Here is a 14602-nt window from a genome sequence, read left to right on the forward strand (position 1 = left end):
TCAGCCTTTCATCGCCAAAGCGAGACTATTCAAACGGGTGCGGATGGAGGAATCGATCATCTGGCTGCCGATCTTGACGACCAGCCCCCCCAGGATCGCGGGATCGACCTTGGCATCGAGCGCGACGTCGCGGCCGACGCGGGCGCGAAGGCCCTGCTGCAGGGCGCTGACCTGTCCGGCGTCAAGCGGATGGGCGCTCGTCACTTCGGCGCGAACCTCGCCCTTGTGATTCGACAGCAGCGTTTCATAGGCGCGGATGATCGCGGGCAGCTGGGAAAGGCGGCGGTTCTGGGCCAGCACGCCCAGGAAATTCGTGGTCAGCGCGTCGAGACCCATGGAGGATGCGACCGCGGCGATCGTCTTGCCTGCTGCGTCACGGCTGAGGACGGGGTTGTTCACCAGACCCTTGAAATCGGCCGATTCGGCCAGGGCCGCCTTGAGCGCAGCCAAGCTCGCCGCGACGGTGTCGAGCGTCTTGCCGTCGCGGGCCAGATCGAACAGCGCCACCGCATAGCGGCCGCTGAGGCTGGCCTGAATACCGCCGGTCGTCTCCACGCGCTTACCGTCCTCCACTTGATTCCAGGCAATTTGAATTGCCGGTCATGCAAAAAGGGGGCCCGGTCTGTCCGTCCCGATCCCCTGTTGGGGGGCCGGTTAGCAGTGGGATTGTGACTATGCAAGCCATGGAACGCGATTCGACCGTCAGTATGAAATCATCGCGATTTGACAGGGTTTCAATATGGGCCGAATCGTTGACCGGCTGCGGCGGGCGTCACCCTTCGCCCGGGGTGAGCCGACCCTTTTGGCAATGGTAGACGATCCGTTCGTTGGGCTGGGCCGGAAGCAGGGCGGCAAGATCATTCTGCAGACTTGCGATTTTTCCCAGCAGGGCAGGATCGCCCGCGCACCCCTTGATCGCGCCGCCGCCTAGTGCACGGGCCTTCGCCATGGTATCGATGTCTGGCAGCCAGCGCTGGACCCGGAGCGTGCCCGTCGCAGGATCGAAGCGGCTGACGGTCACGAAATTATGATCATCGGGCACGGATGCGCGCTGCCATCCTGTGCCGGAGGAAACATATTGGGTGTTTCCGTCGACGCACCCGCCCTCGGCCCAGTGGAACCCGATGTCATTGGGCTGGGATATGGTAAGCCGGCTGCGGTTCATGTCCACCCGGCAGATATTGTCGCCCGCCCAGGCATAGGCGCCGTTGCCGTTGACGCCCGAATCCTCCGGAAGTTTGATGCGCTCCTCTATGCTGGAGAAGCTGGGCTTCAGGAAAAACAGCCCGATTGCCGCGAACAGCAGGATGCCGCCGCCGGCCAGCCACCAGGTCGCGCGCTTTTCCCGTCCCTGGCTGTAGAGCAGGCCGCCCGCGCCCAGCCCGAGCACCGCCAGCGCCAGCAGCACGGCGGCGCCCGCCATGGCGTTCTCCCGCGCGGAGATGACGTCGCGTTCGGCTGTGTCGCGCGCCTTGTTCAGCGCCGCTTCGCGGGCGTCCGCGCGGGCGCGCTCGGATTGCTCGCTCCTGGCTTGCTCCCGCTGGGTCAGGGAGGATTCGGCGGCGTCCGCCTCCGCCATCGAACGGCAGGGAACGATCGTGTGCAGCGACGATACGCCCGCCTGCCGCAGGAAGGAGGCGATTTCGCGCCACGACACGGCGAATCCGAATTCCGCATCATTGCCGTCGGAGACAGACCCGAAGCTGTTGACGCCCAGCACCCGGCCGCAATCATCGATCAGCGGTCCGCCGCTGTTGCCGGCGGCCAGGGGCGCGGTGTGCAGCACCGTGTCGAAATTCTGGCTGGCCCGGCCGGAGGAAACATTGCCGCTGGTCTTCACCGTGCCGAGCGGTTCCACCAACTGCTTGAGGCCCAGCCCCTGCGCCCGGTCGACCGTGCCCGGATAGCCGATGGCGGTCACATGCTGCCCGTCGCTCACCGCTCCGGCATAGAAGGTGCTGACCGGCAGATGGCCTTCCTCCAGCTGGATCAGCGCAAGGTCGTTGCCGGGCGAGAAGGCGATGATCTTGCCGCCATAGGTCTTGGTTCCCTCCGAAGGGATGACGCCGATGACGAGATCCTTTTCCTCGCGCGTCAGTTCGACGACATGGGCGTTGGTGATGATCTTGTCCGGCGCGACGGCAAAGCCGCTGCCGTGGCCCACGAAATAGGCGTCGGAACCGTTGGTCGCCACCAGCACGACGCGGACCACGCCGCGGGCAGCGGCGGCAATGTCCTGCTGTTCGGCATGCACGCCGGTCGGTCCGGCAAGAGCCAGCAGGGCGGCCAGGAAGGGGGCGAGGCGACGGAATGATGCGACCATGACTGGCGGCATTCATATGCGATGGCGGGATAGAGGCAATGCGCAAAAAGCGCAGAAACCGCTTTTTGACCGCAAGCGGCAGGAAGCCTGATGCGTTCGGGCAAGCTATCTCTTATCCATGACCGAGATGAGACAGATCGAAGCCCAGATCCATGCCGTGCCTGACGCCGACGCCTGCTGGGACGCGTTTTTACGCCGCGATCGCAGCTTTGACGGGCGGTTCGTGGGAGCGGTGCTGACCACCGGCATCTATTGCAAGCCCAGTTGTGCCGCGCGGCATCCGCGGCGGGAGAACATGATCTTCCTGGCCGACCCGGAGGCAGCGCGGGCGGCGGGTTTCCGCGCCTGCCTGCGTTGCCGCCCCGATGAAGTGGGACGCGACCGGCTGGCGGTGGAGGCGGCCGTCGCCTTCATCGCCGCGGCCGAAACCCCGCCTTCGCTGGAGGCGGTGGCGGCGCATGCGGGCTATTCGCCGCATCATTTCCACCGGCTGTTCAGGCGGGAAACGGGCATGACGCCGGCCGCCTACGCCCGCTCGCTGCGCACTGAGCGGTTGAAAAGCGCGCTGGAGGATGGCGGCAGCGTCACCGGCGCCATCTATGAAGCGGGCTATAACGCCCCCAGCCGCGCCTATGCCGATGCGGAGCGGCACCTGGGCATGACGCCCAGCGCCTGGAAGCATGGCGGCCGGGGCGTGGCGATTCGCCATGCGGTGGTGCAGACCAGCCTGGGGAGAGTGCTGGTCGCCGGCACGGAGCGGGGATTGTGCCGGATCAGTTTCGATGAAGATGAGGCGGACTTGCGCCGCCGCTTTCCCAAGGCGGAAATCCTGCCCGCCGATGAGGCGTTTTCGGCGCTGGCAGCCCAGCTTGTCCGGCTGATCGACGCACCTGCCGAGTCGCTGGAATTGCCGATCGACGTGAGCGGCACGGCGTTTCAGCAGGCGGTATGGGCGGCGTTGCGGGCGATTCCGCCGGGGGAGACGCGCACCTATGGCGAAATCGCGGCGGCCATCGGCCGGCCAGGCGCAGTGCGGGCCGCCGGGACGGCCTGCGGCGACAATGTTCTTGCGGTGCTGATTCCCTGCCATCGGGTGTTGCGAAGCGATGGGAGCCTGGGCGGCTACGCCTATGGGGTGGAGCGCAAGAAGAGATTGCTGGAGAGGGAGAAGGGCTGAGTATCGGCGCGCTCCGGCGCAGGATCATCGGGCTTCAGCGGTCCTTCAACCGCTCCATGATCGCGCGGCGCTGGGCTTTGCTCATGCCCGCCCAGCGCTGGATTTCGTCCGTTGTCCGGCCGCAGCCGGTGCAGACGCGCCGGGCCTTGTCCAGCTTGCAGATGTTGACGCAGGGACTTTCCATGGGGTCTCAGGCCATCACATGAAGCTGTAGGGGTCGACGTCCACCGCGACGCGTGTCCCGGATTTCCAGGTCAGATTGCCCAGCCATTCGCGAATGGCGCCTTGCACGTCGACCTGCCGCGTGGCGTGGATCAGCAGGCGGTGGCGATGGCGCCCACGCAGCACCGACAAGGGAGCCGGGGCGGGGCCATAGACGCGCATCCCGTCGATCAGGGGTGCTGACTTGCCGATCAACCGGGCGATCTCGGCGGCTTCGTCCGCCTCCTCGCTGGAGACGATGATCGCGGCGAAGCGGCCGAAGGGCGGGGCATTGGCGTGGCGGCGATTCTTTGTCTCCACCTCGTAGAAACGCTCCGAATCGCCGGCGATCAGGGCCTTGATCACCTCCGCCTCCGGCATGCGGGTCTGGATGAAGACGCGGCCTGGCTTCTGCCCGCGCCCGGCCCGTCCCGCCACCTGCACGATCTGCTGGAAGGTGCGCTCCGACGCGCGCAGGTCGCCACCCTCCAGCCCCAGATCGGCGTCGATCACTCCCACGAGCGTCAGGTTCGGGAAATGATAGCCCTTGGTGACGAGCTGCGTGCCGATGATGATGTCGACGGCGCCTGCCTCCACTGATTTCACGAATTCGGCCACCTTGGCGGGCGACCAGAGCGTGTCGGAGGTGACGATGGCGGTGCGGGCGTTGGGCCACAGCGCCTTCACCTCGTCCGCGATGCGCTCGACCCCCGGCCCGCAGGCGACGAGCGAATCCTCCTCCTTGCATTCCGGGCAGAAGCGCGGGGCGGGGATGACATGGCCGCAATGATGGCAGGCCAGCCGGTGGGTCAGCCGGTGCTCGACCATCCAGGCGGTGCAATTGGGGCACTGGAAGCGATAGCCGCAATGGCGGCAGAGCGTCAGCGGCGCATAGCCCCGGCGGTTGAGGAAAAGCAGGCTCTGCTCGCCCTTCTCCATGGTCTCGTCAATGGCGCGGACCAGTGGCGGAGCGATCCAGCGGCCACGCTCCGGCGGATCGGTGAGCAGGTTGATGCCCTCTATCTCCGGCATGGCCGCGCCGCCGAAACGGGATGGCAGTTTGATCTCGCGATAGCGGCCGAGTTCCACCTGATGTCGCGTTTCTATGGCGGGCGTCGCGGAAGCGAGGATGACCGGGAATTTCTCGATGAGGCCGCGCATCACCGCCACGTCGCGCGCGTGATAATGAACGCCATCCTCCTGTTTGAAGCTCGCCTCATGCGCTTCATCGACGACGATCAGGCCCAGATTGGGGTAGGGCAGGAACAGCGCCGAGCGGGCGCCGACCACGACCGGCGCCTTGCCCGCCGCAATGGCTCGCCAGGCGCGTCGCCGCTCGCTCTGGCGCAGGCCGCTGTGCCAGTTCACCGGTACGGTGCCGAAGCGTTTTTCGAACCGCTCCAGAAAGGGTTCGGTCAGCGCGATTTCGGGCAGCAGCACCAGCACCTGCCGACCCTCCCTCATCGTCGCGGCCATGGCCTCGAAATAGACCTCCGTCTTGCCTGAACCGGTCACGCCGTCGAGCAGGAAGGGAGCAAAGGCCCTGTCCCTGACGGCCGCGATGAACTGGTCGGCGGCGGCGCCCTGCTTGTCCGACAGCAGCGGCGGGGCGTGATCGGGATCGGGCACGGGGAAGGGCGTGTCGACGCTAACCTCCACCGCTTCGAAGGCACCGGCCTTTACCAATCCGCGAATCACCGCGTCGCTGACTCCGCCGATCATCGCCAGTTCGCGGATCAGCCCCTGCCGCTCGCCGATGCGCTCCATCGCCTGGGCGCGCTGTTCGGTCATGCGGTCCGGAAGGTCGCCCGTGGCGCGATATTCGATGACGGTGCGCGCGCCCTCCAGCGCCGCCATCGAGGCCAGCGTCATGCGCAGGACGGCGGCGATGGGGGCGAGATAATAACCCGCCGTCCATTCGATCAGGCGGCGCACGGTTTCGGGCACGGGCGGCGCGTCGACGACCGCCATGATATTGCGCAGGCGATTGTCGCCCACCGTCTCTATCTCGGGGAAGCTGTCCTCTTCCCACACGACGCCGACGATCTGGCGCGGCCCCAGCGGCGCCACGACGACGCTGCCCGGCCTCACGGCCATCCCGTGCGGCACGCGATAGTCGAGGGGCCCCAGGGCGGCGTTCAGCAGGATGACACGGGCGCGCGAACTCATTGCCTCCTCCCTAAACTGCCGGGCAGGGGAGGCAAGGCCAAGAAGCGTCAGATCTTCCAGCTCAATGTCAGCCAGGGGATATGCGCCACCGCATCTGGGCGGCCGTCGCGAAAGCTCTGCTGCCGCATGTAGAGCAGTTGCGCGTCGAGCGCCCTGGTGATCGGATGGCGCAGGCCAATCTGGTTGCGCATGACGGCAAGGCCCAGCTTGTCATTGGGACGGGCGCGGTTCAGGTGGAACATCAACTCGGTTGCTGCGATCAGCGTCCACCGCTTCGCCGCATCCAGCGGGACCGAAGCCTGCACCCGTTGCCGCAACCGCCAGCTCGCCCTGTCCGCCGTATCGAAAAAGCGCTGCTCGATGCGGGTGCGGGACAGCCAAATGCCCCGGCTAAGGGTCACCTGCTGGAACAGCCGCATTTCCTGCTCCGGGTCGGACCGGAAGAAGGCGATGCCGCCGCCGATCTGCACCGCCTTTGCAATGCGGTGGTCGATCGTGATGCGCGCAGTCTGCTGCTCGCCACCGGAGGAGGCCTCGCGGAAACGTTGGCTGAAGTCGAGCGACACGATGTCCGCGTCGCTTGCCTGGACGACCAGCGATTCGCTCGTCCAGAACTGATTTTCCTGGCTGGCGGCAAGGGCGGGCGAGGCGGCCAGAAGGCCGGCAGAGATCAGCGCGTCCAATATGTGGCGGGGACGCAGGCGGCGGAGCATGGATCGGTCCTTTGGAAAGGTGCCGCCGTCATAATGGTGCGCGGGGCGCCCGGTAAAGGGCCAGTCATCGGCAATAATGGCTAATCTGTCAGGGAGCCGCTAAAGGAGACGCGATTCGACCCTTTCCCCTCTGCCGGAGCAGACCCATGAAGTTCTTCGTCGACACCGCCGACACCAATGAAATCCGCGAACTGGCCGCTACCGGCCTGCTCGACGGCGTCACCACCAACCCCTCGCTGATCCACAAGTCGGGCCGCAAGTTCCTGGAAGTGGTGGAGGAAATCTGCGGCATCGTCGAAGGCCCGGTGTCGGCAGAGGTCGTCGCGCTCGACCATGAGACGATGATGAAGGAAGCCGCCGTCCTGCGGAAGATCGCCGACAATGTCTGCATCAAGGTGCCGCTGACCATCGATGGTCTCAAGACCTGCAAGGCGCTGACCAGCGAGGGCGTGATGGTGAACGTCACCCTCTGCTTCTCGGCGAATCAGGCGCTGCTGGCGGCCAAGGCGGGCGCAAGCTTCATCTCGCCCTTCGTAGGGCGCCATGACGACAATGGCTTTGACGGCATGAAGCTGATCGAGGATATCCGCCTGATCTACGACAATTACGCGTTCGACACGGAAATCCTGGTGGCCAGCGTGCGCCACCCGATCCATGTGCTGGAAAGCGCGAAGATCGGCGCCGACGTGATGACCGCGCCTCCGTCCGTTATCAAGGCGCTGTTCAACCATGTGCTGACCGAGAAGGGCATTGCCGGTTTCCTGGCGGATTGGGAGAAGACCGGCCAGTCGGTTCTCTGATGTTCCTAGGATAGGGGTCAGGGAATGGCGGGTTCCTGCGAAGGCGGGAGCCCGTCCCTGCCGTCTGGACCGTGCCGGCGCGCCACTGGTCTCCTTCCAGCGGTTTGCAGGGACACGGCGCTTTGCTCTTTTTCGTCGCAACTCCCCGCCGCGCAGTTCATTCTCTCCCCTGAAGGAGAGAGGCGATGTTCGTCGCGGTCTATTGGTGGCGCGTCCACCCCGGCAAGGAGGATCAGTTCCGCAAGGCATGGCGCCGGGGAACCGACCTGATCCGCGAGAAATATGGCAGCTATGGTTCGCGCCTGCATCGCGATGCGGACGGACGGTTCGTCGGCTATGCCGAATGGCCGGACGAGGCGACCTGGCGCACGGCCTTCGATCAAAAGATGGTCTATGACGATCCCGACACCCGCGCCGCCTTCGTCGATGCCATAGCCGAAGTGCCGCCCGACGCCGATCCCATCTTCACCATGACGGTGACCGACGACTTGCTGTTGCGTTCGATGGGAGGGCGCGGCAGCAGCGACTGACCGATCGGTCAAGGACCCACCCCTTGCGCGCTCCTCCCTGCGCCTTCCAGCCAGCCTGCTAACACCTATGATCTTGTGGACTGTCCCGATGCGCCGATGCGCCGGGCGATACAGGCTCTATCACCATGAGCGCCTGCCAAATCCCTGGAAAAGAGGAGGGAAAGCATCGCTGCCAGTGCTTCCTGTCCGGTCTTGCCGGTTTCGTCCGCGACGGACGCCAGGCCATCCCTGGCCTATCGTCGCGATATCGACGGGCTGCGCGCTTTGGCGGTGCTGCCGGTGCTGTTCTATCATGTCCGACTTTGGCCCTTTACCGGGGGTTTCGTCGGAGTCGACATCTTCTTTGTCATCTCCGGCTATCTGATCGCCATGATCATCAGCCGGGAAATGACGGAAGGCCGGTTCAGCCTGACCGATTTCTATGCGCGGCGCATCCGCCGCATATTTCCCGCGCTGTTCGCGACCATCGCGGTCACCATCCTGGTCGGCAGCCAGATCCTGCTGCCGCTTGATTATCGCGCTCTTGGCCTGAGCGCCGCAGCGACGGTGCTTTTCGCCAGCAACCTGCATTTTGCCCGGCACAGCGGCTATTTCGGCAGCGCGGCGGAGGAGGCGCCGCTGCTGCACACATGGTCGCTGGCGGTGGAGGAGCAATTCTATATCCTCTTCCCGCTCCTGATGCTCTGCGCCTTTCGGGCGGGAGGGCGCAGCCGGCTGTTGCTGGCGATGATGGCGCTCCTGTCCTTCGCGACGGCGCTGCTTTTGGTCGATCGTGCGCCCGTGCTGGCCTTCTACCTTCCCTTTCCCCGCGCCTGGGAATTGCTGGCGGGGGCGTTGCTGGCGATGGGCCTGTTGCCGCCGCTGCGGAGGAGATGGGCGGCGCAACTTTGCGCGCTGGCCGGCGTGGCGTCGATCGGCTGGGCGTTGTTCGGCTTTTCCAGCGCAACGGTCTTTCCGGGGCTGAACGCGCTTTATCCCGTGCTCGGCGCATTGCTGATCCTGCATGCGGGGCAGAGCGGATCGGCGATCAGCCAGGTGCTGGGCGGCGCGGCGCCCGTGGCCATCGGCCGCATATCCTATTCGCTCTATCTGTGGCACTGGCCGATCGTCGTCTTCTGGACCTATCGCACCGACGGGGACTGGCGCTTGCGGGAGCAGTTGCTCGTCATCCTGCTTTCTTTCCTCTTTGCCTTTCTGTCCTGGCGTTTCATCGAGGAGCCGTTCCGCCGGGCGCGCCGCTTCACGAACGGCCGCGCCTTTGCGCTGGCTGGCGCGATGATGGCGGCGGGGTGCGGAGCGGGAGCGCTGCTCTATCTTTCGGGCGGTCTGCCCGCGCGGGTGGCGCCGTCCGTCGCTGCGCTCGACGCGGCGAGCGGGAGCATGGCCTACCTGCCCGAGCGCTGTTCGGGCATGGCGGCGGTCCGGCACCGGACGCTCTGTGCGGTGGGCGCGCATAACGGCACGGCGCCCAGCTTCCTGCTGTGGGGCGATTCTCACGCCCATGCGCTGAAACCTGCATTCGATCAGGCGGGCGATGCGCTGGGCCTGTCCGGACGGATCGCATCCTACCCCGCCTGCCCCACCCTGCTGGGGCTGGACCGGCTGGACCAGCCCGCTAGCCATGATTGCAGCGCGTTCAATGCGCAGGTTCTGGCAATGCTGCGCGACAGCCCGACCATCCACACCATATTCCTTGTGTCCCGCTGGGGCCTGTGCGCAGATGGACGTCGCCCGGAAGGCGGGATGCCCTGCTATCTTGGCCGGGACGAGAATGACGACAGGAGCCTCAGCCGGGATGCCCAACTATTCCGGGCGGGGCTGGAGGAGAGCGTGCGGGCGCTGACCGGCATGGGCAAGCGGGTCATATTGGTCGCCCCGGTTCCGGAATTCCGCCGCAATGTACCGGAAAGCCTGGCGCGGGCCCAACTCTACAGCGAACCGGCGGGGCTGGACCTGCCCCTGGCGGATTATCTGCGGCGTCAGCGCAGCGTTTTCGGCGCCTTCGACGCGATGCGGCGGCGCTTCGCGGTCAGCATCGTCTATCCGCACCGTCTTCTCTGCCGCAGCGGCCATTGCGCGACCATGATGCATGGCGTGCCGCTTTATTCCGACGATGACCATCTGTCGCGGCAAGGCAGCCTGTTGCTGACAGGCATGATCCATGAAGCGATGCGGCCGATCCGGGATGGGGCCGATCGCCGCGAAAAGCGGTGAAGCAAAGGGGAATTGGCGACCCCGACAGGATTCGAACCTGTGACCATTCGCTTAGAAGGCGAATGCTCTATCCAGCTGAGCTACGGGGCCGTTGGCGCGTTCGATAGCCGCCCTTCGCCCCGCTTGCAATCATGGGCGATTGCATTTGCGCGCGCGCCCGATATGCAGGAGCGCATGACCGACAAGGGGGTAAGGAAAATCGATGCCTATGCGCTGGGTGCGCGGCCCTTGCGCTATTTCGATTTCTGCATGGCTGGTTTCGTCGCGATCCTGCTGCTGTCCAACCTGATTGGCGCGGCGAAGCTGTCGACCGTAGGCGGCTTCACCTTTGGCGCCGGTATCCTCTTCTTTCCGCTCGGCTATGTGCTGGGCGACGTATTGACGGAAGTCTATGGCTATGCGCGGGCGCGGCGCTGCGTCTGGGCTGGCTTTGGCGTGATGCTGTTCATGGCGCTGATGAGCTGGGTGGTGGTGCAGTTGCCCCCGGCGGAGGGATGGCCGGACCAGAAGGCCTATGAGGCCGTCTTTGGCAGCACATGGCGCATCGTCTTCGCCTCCGTCACCGCCTTCTGGGCGGGGGAGTTCGCCAACAGCTTCGTTCTCGCCAAGATGAAGCTGCTGACGCAGGGCAGGCATCTCTGGATGCGGACGATCGGATCGACCATCGTGGGGCAGGGGGTCGACAGCCTGCTCTTCTATCCGCTCGCCTTCTACGGCAACTGGACCAACGCACAGGTGGCGACCGTGATGGTCACGAACTGGTTGATGAAGGTCACATGGGAAGCCGTGCTGACGCCCGTCACCTATGTCGTGGTCGACCGCCTCAAGCGCGCCGAGGGGCTGGACGTGTTCGACGAGGGCACGAATTTCACGCCGTTCCGGACCAGCCTGTGACGCATCCCGCTGCCGCCTGAGCCGGCGCGTCTCAATCGTCCGGATAACGCGCGCTTACGAAATACAGCCCGTCCGGCGGTGCATTGAGCCCCAGGGCCGCCCGGTCCTTCGCGTCCCGTGCCGCCTCCATGTCCGCCGCCGACCAGCGCCCCATGCCCACCATGGCAAGGCATCCCACCATCGACCGCACCTGATGGTGGAGGAAGGATCGCGCCTCCGCATGAATGGCCAGCCGGTCGCCCGAACGCTCCACGTCCAGTCGGTCCAGCGTCTTTACCGGGCTTTCCGCCTGGCAATGGACCGAGCGGAAAGTGGTGAAGTCGTGCCGCCCGACCAGCAGTTGCGCGGCCTGCTGCATCGCCTCCGCATCCAGTGGCTGGATCACGCGCCAGACCAGCCCATCTTCCCAGGTCAGCGGTGCGCGGCGGTTGGCGATGCGATAGACATAGGATCGGCCGTTGCAGGAAAAGCGCGCATGCCAATCATCCAGCACGGTCTTGCAGGCCAGGATCGCGACCGGCGCCGGGCGGAGCAGCGCGTTCAGCGCCTCCATCAGGCGGAAGGGCGTCATGTCCTTCGCAATGTCGGCATGGGCGCGCATGGCAAGGCCATGGACGCCCGCGTCGGTGCGGCCCGCCGCATGGACGGCGACCCGTTCGCCCGTGACGGCGAAGATCGCATCCTCAATCGCCTGCTGTACGCTCGGCCCATGGGCCTGCCGCTGCCAGCCCATGAAGGGGCGGCCGTCAAATTCGACAGTGAAGGCGAAACGGGCCATGGGGTCAGGCGTCGACCCGGCTGCCGGCGGGCATGTCAAAGCCGCGCAGCAATTCACCCGCCGACATGGCGCCCTTGCCCGCGCGCTGGATCGCTGCCGGGCGGATACTGCCATGGCCGCAGCCGATGAGCAGGCTGTTGTCGAGCAATTCGCCCGCCGGGCCTTCATCCTCCTCGACATGGGCGGCGAGGATACGGAAGCGCTCTCCGCGATATTCGAAGAAGGCGCCGGGCGCCGGGTTGAAGGCGCGCACCTGCCGTTCGACCTGACGCGCGTCGCGGCTGAAATCGATCCGCGATTCCGCCTTGTCGATCTTGGTAGCGTAGGTGACGCCTTCCTCCGGCTGGGCGACGGGCGGATGGAGGGCGATGTCGTCCAGCACCTCGACCATCAGCTCCGCGCCTGCATCGGCCAGTTCCTGCGTCAGCGCGCCGGCGGTCTTGTCCTCTATCGGTGTGACATGCTTGGCGCGCATCGGGCCGGTGTCCAGCCCTGCCTCCATGTCCATGATGGTGACCCCGGTGACATTGTCGCCAGCGAGGATGGCGCGCTGGATCGGCGCCGCGCCGCGCCAGCGGGGCAGGAGAGATGCGTGGATGTTCATGCAGCCGAAGCGCGGAGCATCCAGGACCGGGCGCGGCAGGATCAACCCATAGGCGGCGACCACCGCCACATCGGCGTCCAGTGCGGCGAAGGCGGCCTGCACTTCTGCATCCTTCAGCGAAACGGGCGTGCGCACTTCTATGCCCATTTCCTGCGCCATCGCGTGGACGGGCGAGGGGCGCAGCGCCTTGCCGCGTCCCGCGGGTCGGGGCGGTTGGCTGTAGGCCGCAACGATCTCATGCCCGGCCTTTGCCAGGGCGGCCAGAGCCGGCACGGCGAAATCGGGGGTTCCCATATAAACGATGCGCATGGCGGGCCTTTTGCTCGGTTTCGGCACGTTGAGGTGCCGCATCTGAAACGCGCCGGAGGCGTATTTACGAAGACGCCTCTCAAACCCCTTGTGTCCACGACTTGCAAGCCCTTATTCCGGTCCCATGGCCTCTCCCGAAATCGAAGCGTTGACGCATGCGCTCTCCCGCCTGCCCGGCCTTGGCCCGCGTTCGGCGCGACGTGCCGTGCTGCACCTGCTGAAGAAGCGGGAATCCGCGCTGGAGCCGCTGCTGCGCGCGCTGGACGCGGTGAACGATCGGCTGGTGACGTGCAGCCTGTGTGGCAATGTCGACACGGTCGATCCCTGCGGTATCTGCGCCGATCCGCGCCGGGATGCGCGGGCGCTTTGCGTCGTGGAGGATGTGGCGGACCTCTGGGCGCTCGACAAGTCCCGGCTGTTTCCGGGACGCTTCCATGTGCTGGGCGGACGGCTGTCTGCGCTGGAGGGCGTGCGGCCGGAGGACCTGTCCATCGACGCGCTGGTAGCGCGGGTGGAGGCGGGCGGCATAGACGAGGTGGTGCTGGCGATGAATGCGACGCTGGAGGGGCAGACCACCGCCCATTATCTGGCCGAACGGCTGGAGCGCTTTCCCGTGCGCCTCACGCAACTGGCGCATGGCGTGCCGGTGGGCGGGGAACTGGACTATCTGGACGAGGGGACATTGGCCCAGGCGCTGAGGGCCCGTCGTCCCATCGGGTGAATATGGCGATCGCTTGAAATTTTCCGGCCGGCCGTTTATTTTAGTGCCATGGCCATTCTTCCCATCCTGGAGGCGCCCGATCCGCGCCTGCGTACCATCTCGTCTCCGGTGGAGGCGATCGATGACGATTTGCGGCGTCTGATCGATGACATGTTGGAGACCATGTACGACGCGCCGGGCATCGGTCTGGCGGCGATCCAGGTGGGTGTGCCCAAGCGGGTGCTGGTGATCGACCTGCAGGAACCCGAATCCGATGAGGAAGGGGCGCCGCCGGTCAGGAAACCGATGGTGTTCATCAATCCGGAAATCCTGGAGGGGTCGGAGGATCTGTCGGTCTATAATGAAGGCTGCCTGTCCGTCCCCGACCAGTTCGCGGAAGTGGAACGGCCGGCCAGCATCCGGGCAAGCTGGATGGACCGGGATGGACGCATCCACGAGGAACGGCTGGAGGGATTGCTCGCCACCTGCCTCCAGCACGAGATGGATCATCTGCAGGGCGTGTTGTTCATCGACCATCTGTCCCGGTTGAAGCGGGACATGCTGATGAAGAAGCTGACCAAGGCCCGCAAGGCGGCCTGATCCTTGCGACAGAGCTTAAACAGGCGCCCCGGTCGTGGCCGGGGCGTTGCCGTTGGCGTGGCGCATATCTGTCGGGAAATGTCCGCATTCGCCGTCCGAACGGGTCATCAGATCAGCGGACGGGCGTCCATGTCTGGGTCTTGCAGAAGATCATGATGCAACCCTGCACCTTCAACGTGCCGTTGCCGTTGCGGCTGACCTTGCTGTTGTAGGTCTTGCCGCTCTCCGGATCGTAGATCGATCCTTTCCACAGCTCGCCTGCATCGGCAAAGCCCGTGAGCAGCGCCAGTCCGGCAAGGGGTTTGCTGCGTAGTGCAGGATCGGGGTTCTTGATGTCGGTCTGGGGCCGGCCCGGCGTGGGCTTCACGATCTTCTCGATACGCCCGCACAGCGTCTTTCCGCATGGGGCGATCTGGACGATGGCCTTGCCGTCGACAGTGGCCCAGTGGCCGATGATGGGCTGCGCAGCTTCAGCGGGCAGGGCGGCGAACAAGGGCAGCGCGAACAGTGCGGCGCGGGCGGCGATGCGGGTGATGGCGACCATTGACCTCTCCGGATTTTGCGTCTTTGCAAAGAGCGATAAGGCAGGT

At 65.6% G+C, this 14602-nt stretch carries 15 protein-coding genes and 1 tRNA gene; 7 read left to right on the top strand and 9 right to left on the bottom strand.

Going from position 1 to position 14602, the window contains the following annotated elements:
- Together ACN9MX_RS17690 and ACN9MX_RS17695 are read right to left on the bottom strand one after the other, a co-directional pair.
- On the bottom strand, positions 1 to 555 hold the full coding sequence (locus tag ACN9MX_RS17690; protein WP_133653031.1) for a F0F1 ATP synthase subunit delta: 555 nt from the start codon (positions 553 to 555) through the stop codon (positions 1 to 3).
- Positions 556 to 772: 217 nt separating this feature from the next.
- Positions 773 to 2323 carry a S1C family serine protease gene (locus tag ACN9MX_RS17695; RefSeq protein WP_363830061.1) on the bottom strand — a complete coding sequence of 517 codons (1551 nt, stop codon included), beginning with the start codon at positions 2321 to 2323 and terminating at the stop codon, positions 773 to 775.
- 118 nt (positions 2324 to 2441) lie between these two features.
- Between ACN9MX_RS17695 and ada the strand changes: the two genes are divergently transcribed.
- Entirely contained in the window at positions 2442 to 3500 is a 1059-nt protein-coding gene (gene ada, locus ACN9MX_RS17700; RefSeq protein ID WP_363830064.1) for a bifunctional DNA-binding transcriptional regulator/O6-methylguanine-DNA methyltransferase Ada, read from the top strand.
- Between the two features lie 34 nt (positions 3501 to 3534).
- On the opposite strand, the gene ACN9MX_RS17705 is transcribed toward ada, so the two are convergent.
- The 3 genes from ACN9MX_RS17705 to ACN9MX_RS17715 are packed head-to-tail and all read right to left on the bottom strand — an operon-like array spanning position 3535 to position 6583.
- The gene (locus tag ACN9MX_RS17705) at positions 3535 to 3684 is read right to left on the bottom strand and encodes a DUF1289 domain-containing protein (RefSeq protein WP_363756038.1); all 150 of its coding nucleotides are present in this window, start codon (positions 3682 to 3684) and stop codon (positions 3535 to 3537) included.
- A 14-nt stretch (positions 3685 to 3698) separates the two neighbouring features.
- The gene (locus tag ACN9MX_RS17710; RefSeq protein ID WP_363830067.1) at positions 3699 to 5870 is read right to left on the bottom strand and encodes a primosomal protein N'; all 2172 of its coding nucleotides are present in this window, start codon (positions 5868 to 5870) and stop codon (positions 3699 to 3701) included.
- A 47-nt stretch (positions 5871 to 5917) separates the two neighbouring features.
- Positions 5918 to 6583 (bottom strand): DUF2490 domain-containing protein, encoded by a 666-nt coding sequence (locus ACN9MX_RS17715; protein ID WP_363830070.1) that lies wholly within the window; start codon positions 6581 to 6583, stop codon positions 5918 to 5920.
- A 146-nt stretch (positions 6584 to 6729) separates the two neighbouring features.
- On the opposite strand from ACN9MX_RS17715, the gene fsa reads away from it, so the two are divergent.
- The 3 genes from fsa (at position 6730) to ACN9MX_RS17730 (ending at position 10127) form a co-directional block, all read left to right on the top strand.
- On the top strand, positions 6730 to 7383 hold the full coding sequence (fsa, locus tag ACN9MX_RS17720; protein ID WP_363737217.1) for a fructose-6-phosphate aldolase: 654 nt from the start codon (positions 6730 to 6732) through the stop codon (positions 7381 to 7383).
- Positions 7384 to 7568: 185 nt separating this feature from the next.
- Positions 7569 to 7913, top strand: coding sequence for an antibiotic biosynthesis monooxygenase family protein (locus ACN9MX_RS17725; protein ID WP_363830073.1), 345 nt, complete (start codon positions 7569 to 7571; stop codon positions 7911 to 7913).
- A 192-nt stretch (positions 7914 to 8105) separates the two neighbouring features.
- On the top strand, positions 8106 to 10127 hold the full coding sequence (locus ACN9MX_RS17730) for an acyltransferase family protein (protein WP_363830076.1): 2022 nt from the start codon (positions 8106 to 8108) through the stop codon (positions 10125 to 10127).
- Positions 10128 to 10140: 13 nt separating this feature from the next.
- On the opposite strand, the gene ACN9MX_RS17735 is transcribed toward ACN9MX_RS17730, so the two are convergent.
- Positions 10141 to 10217 (bottom strand) — tRNA-Arg (locus tag ACN9MX_RS17735).
- A gap of 84 nt (positions 10218 to 10301) precedes the next feature.
- On the opposite strand from ACN9MX_RS17735, the gene ACN9MX_RS17740 reads away from it, so the two are divergent.
- Positions 10302 to 11021: a queuosine precursor transporter gene (locus ACN9MX_RS17740; RefSeq protein ID WP_363830078.1), complete on the top strand. Its 720-nt coding sequence runs from the start codon at positions 10302 to 10304 to the stop codon at positions 11019 to 11021.
- A 31-nt stretch (positions 11022 to 11052) separates the two neighbouring features.
- Here the strand turns inward: ACN9MX_RS17740 and truA are convergent, their stop codons facing one another.
- Together truA and fmt are read right to left on the bottom strand one after the other, a co-directional pair.
- Entirely contained in the window at positions 11053 to 11799 is a 747-nt protein-coding gene (gene truA / locus ACN9MX_RS17745; protein ID WP_363830080.1) for a tRNA pseudouridine(38-40) synthase TruA, read from the bottom strand.
- Between the two features lie 4 nt (positions 11800 to 11803).
- The gene (gene fmt / locus ACN9MX_RS17750) at positions 11804 to 12712 is read right to left on the bottom strand and encodes a methionyl-tRNA formyltransferase (RefSeq protein WP_363737212.1); all 909 of its coding nucleotides are present in this window, start codon (positions 12710 to 12712) and stop codon (positions 11804 to 11806) included.
- Between the two features lie 124 nt (positions 12713 to 12836).
- Here fmt and recR point away from each other — a divergent pair, with 124 nt between their 5' ends.
- Together recR and def are read left to right on the top strand one after the other, a co-directional pair.
- Positions 12837 to 13433, top strand: a complete 597-nt coding sequence (gene recR, locus ACN9MX_RS17755) for a recombination mediator RecR (RefSeq protein ID WP_133652959.1) — start codon at positions 12837 to 12839, stop codon at positions 13431 to 13433.
- 48 nt (positions 13434 to 13481) lie between these two features.
- Positions 13482 to 14012: a peptide deformylase gene (gene def, locus ACN9MX_RS17760; protein WP_363830083.1), complete on the top strand. Its 531-nt coding sequence runs from the start codon at positions 13482 to 13484 to the stop codon at positions 14010 to 14012.
- A gap of 112 nt (positions 14013 to 14124) precedes the next feature.
- Here def and ACN9MX_RS17765 read toward each other — a convergent pair whose 3' ends face one another.
- On the bottom strand, positions 14125 to 14556 hold the full coding sequence (locus tag ACN9MX_RS17765; protein ID WP_363830086.1) for a DUF2147 domain-containing protein: 432 nt from the start codon (positions 14554 to 14556) through the stop codon (positions 14125 to 14127).
- Positions 14557 to 14602 lie beyond the last annotated feature (46 nt).

Source organism: Sphingobium sp. R-21, assembly GCF_049913335.1.
In the GTDB taxonomy this organism is placed as follows: domain Bacteria; phylum Pseudomonadota; class Alphaproteobacteria; order Sphingomonadales; family Sphingomonadaceae; genus Sphingobium.

Excerpts from the sequence above, each read along its gene's own strand:
- ACN9MX_RS17695 (WP_363830061.1), bottom strand. The coding sequence starts at position 2,323 with ATGGTCGCATCATTCCGTCGCCTCGCCCCCTTCCTGGCCGCCCTGCTG.
- ada (WP_363830064.1), top strand. The coding sequence starts at position 2,442 with ATGACCGAGATGAGACAGATCGAAGCCCAGATCCATGCCGTGCCTGAC.
- ACN9MX_RS17705 (WP_363756038.1), bottom strand. The coding sequence starts at position 3,684 with ATGGAAAGTCCCTGCGTCAACATCTGCAAGCTGGACAAGGCCCGGCGC.
- ACN9MX_RS17710 (WP_363830067.1), bottom strand. The coding sequence starts at position 5,870 with ATGAGTTCGCGCGCCCGTGTCATCCTGCTGAACGCCGCCCTGGGGCCC.
- ACN9MX_RS17715 (WP_363830070.1), bottom strand. The coding sequence starts at position 6,583 with ATGCTCCGCCGCCTGCGTCCCCGCCACATATTGGACGCGCTGATCTCT.
- fsa (WP_363737217.1), top strand. The coding sequence starts at position 6,730 with ATGAAGTTCTTCGTCGACACCGCCGACACCAATGAAATCCGCGAACTG.
- ACN9MX_RS17725 (WP_363830073.1), top strand. The coding sequence starts at position 7,569 with ATGTTCGTCGCGGTCTATTGGTGGCGCGTCCACCCCGGCAAGGAGGAT.
- ACN9MX_RS17740 (WP_363830078.1), top strand. The coding sequence starts at position 10,302 with ATGACCGACAAGGGGGTAAGGAAAATCGATGCCTATGCGCTGGGTGCG.
- truA (WP_363830080.1), bottom strand. The coding sequence starts at position 11,799 with ATGGCCCGTTTCGCCTTCACTGTCGAATTTGACGGCCGCCCCTTCATG.
- fmt (WP_363737212.1), bottom strand. The coding sequence starts at position 12,712 with ATGCGCATCGTTTATATGGGAACCCCCGATTTCGCCGTGCCGGCTCTG.
- recR (WP_133652959.1), top strand. The coding sequence starts at position 12,837 with ATGGCCTCTCCCGAAATCGAAGCGTTGACGCATGCGCTCTCCCGCCTG.
- def (WP_363830083.1), top strand. The coding sequence starts at position 13,482 with ATGGCCATTCTTCCCATCCTGGAGGCGCCCGATCCGCGCCTGCGTACC.
- ACN9MX_RS17765 (WP_363830086.1), bottom strand. The coding sequence starts at position 14,556 with ATGGTCGCCATCACCCGCATCGCCGCCCGCGCCGCACTGTTCGCGCTG.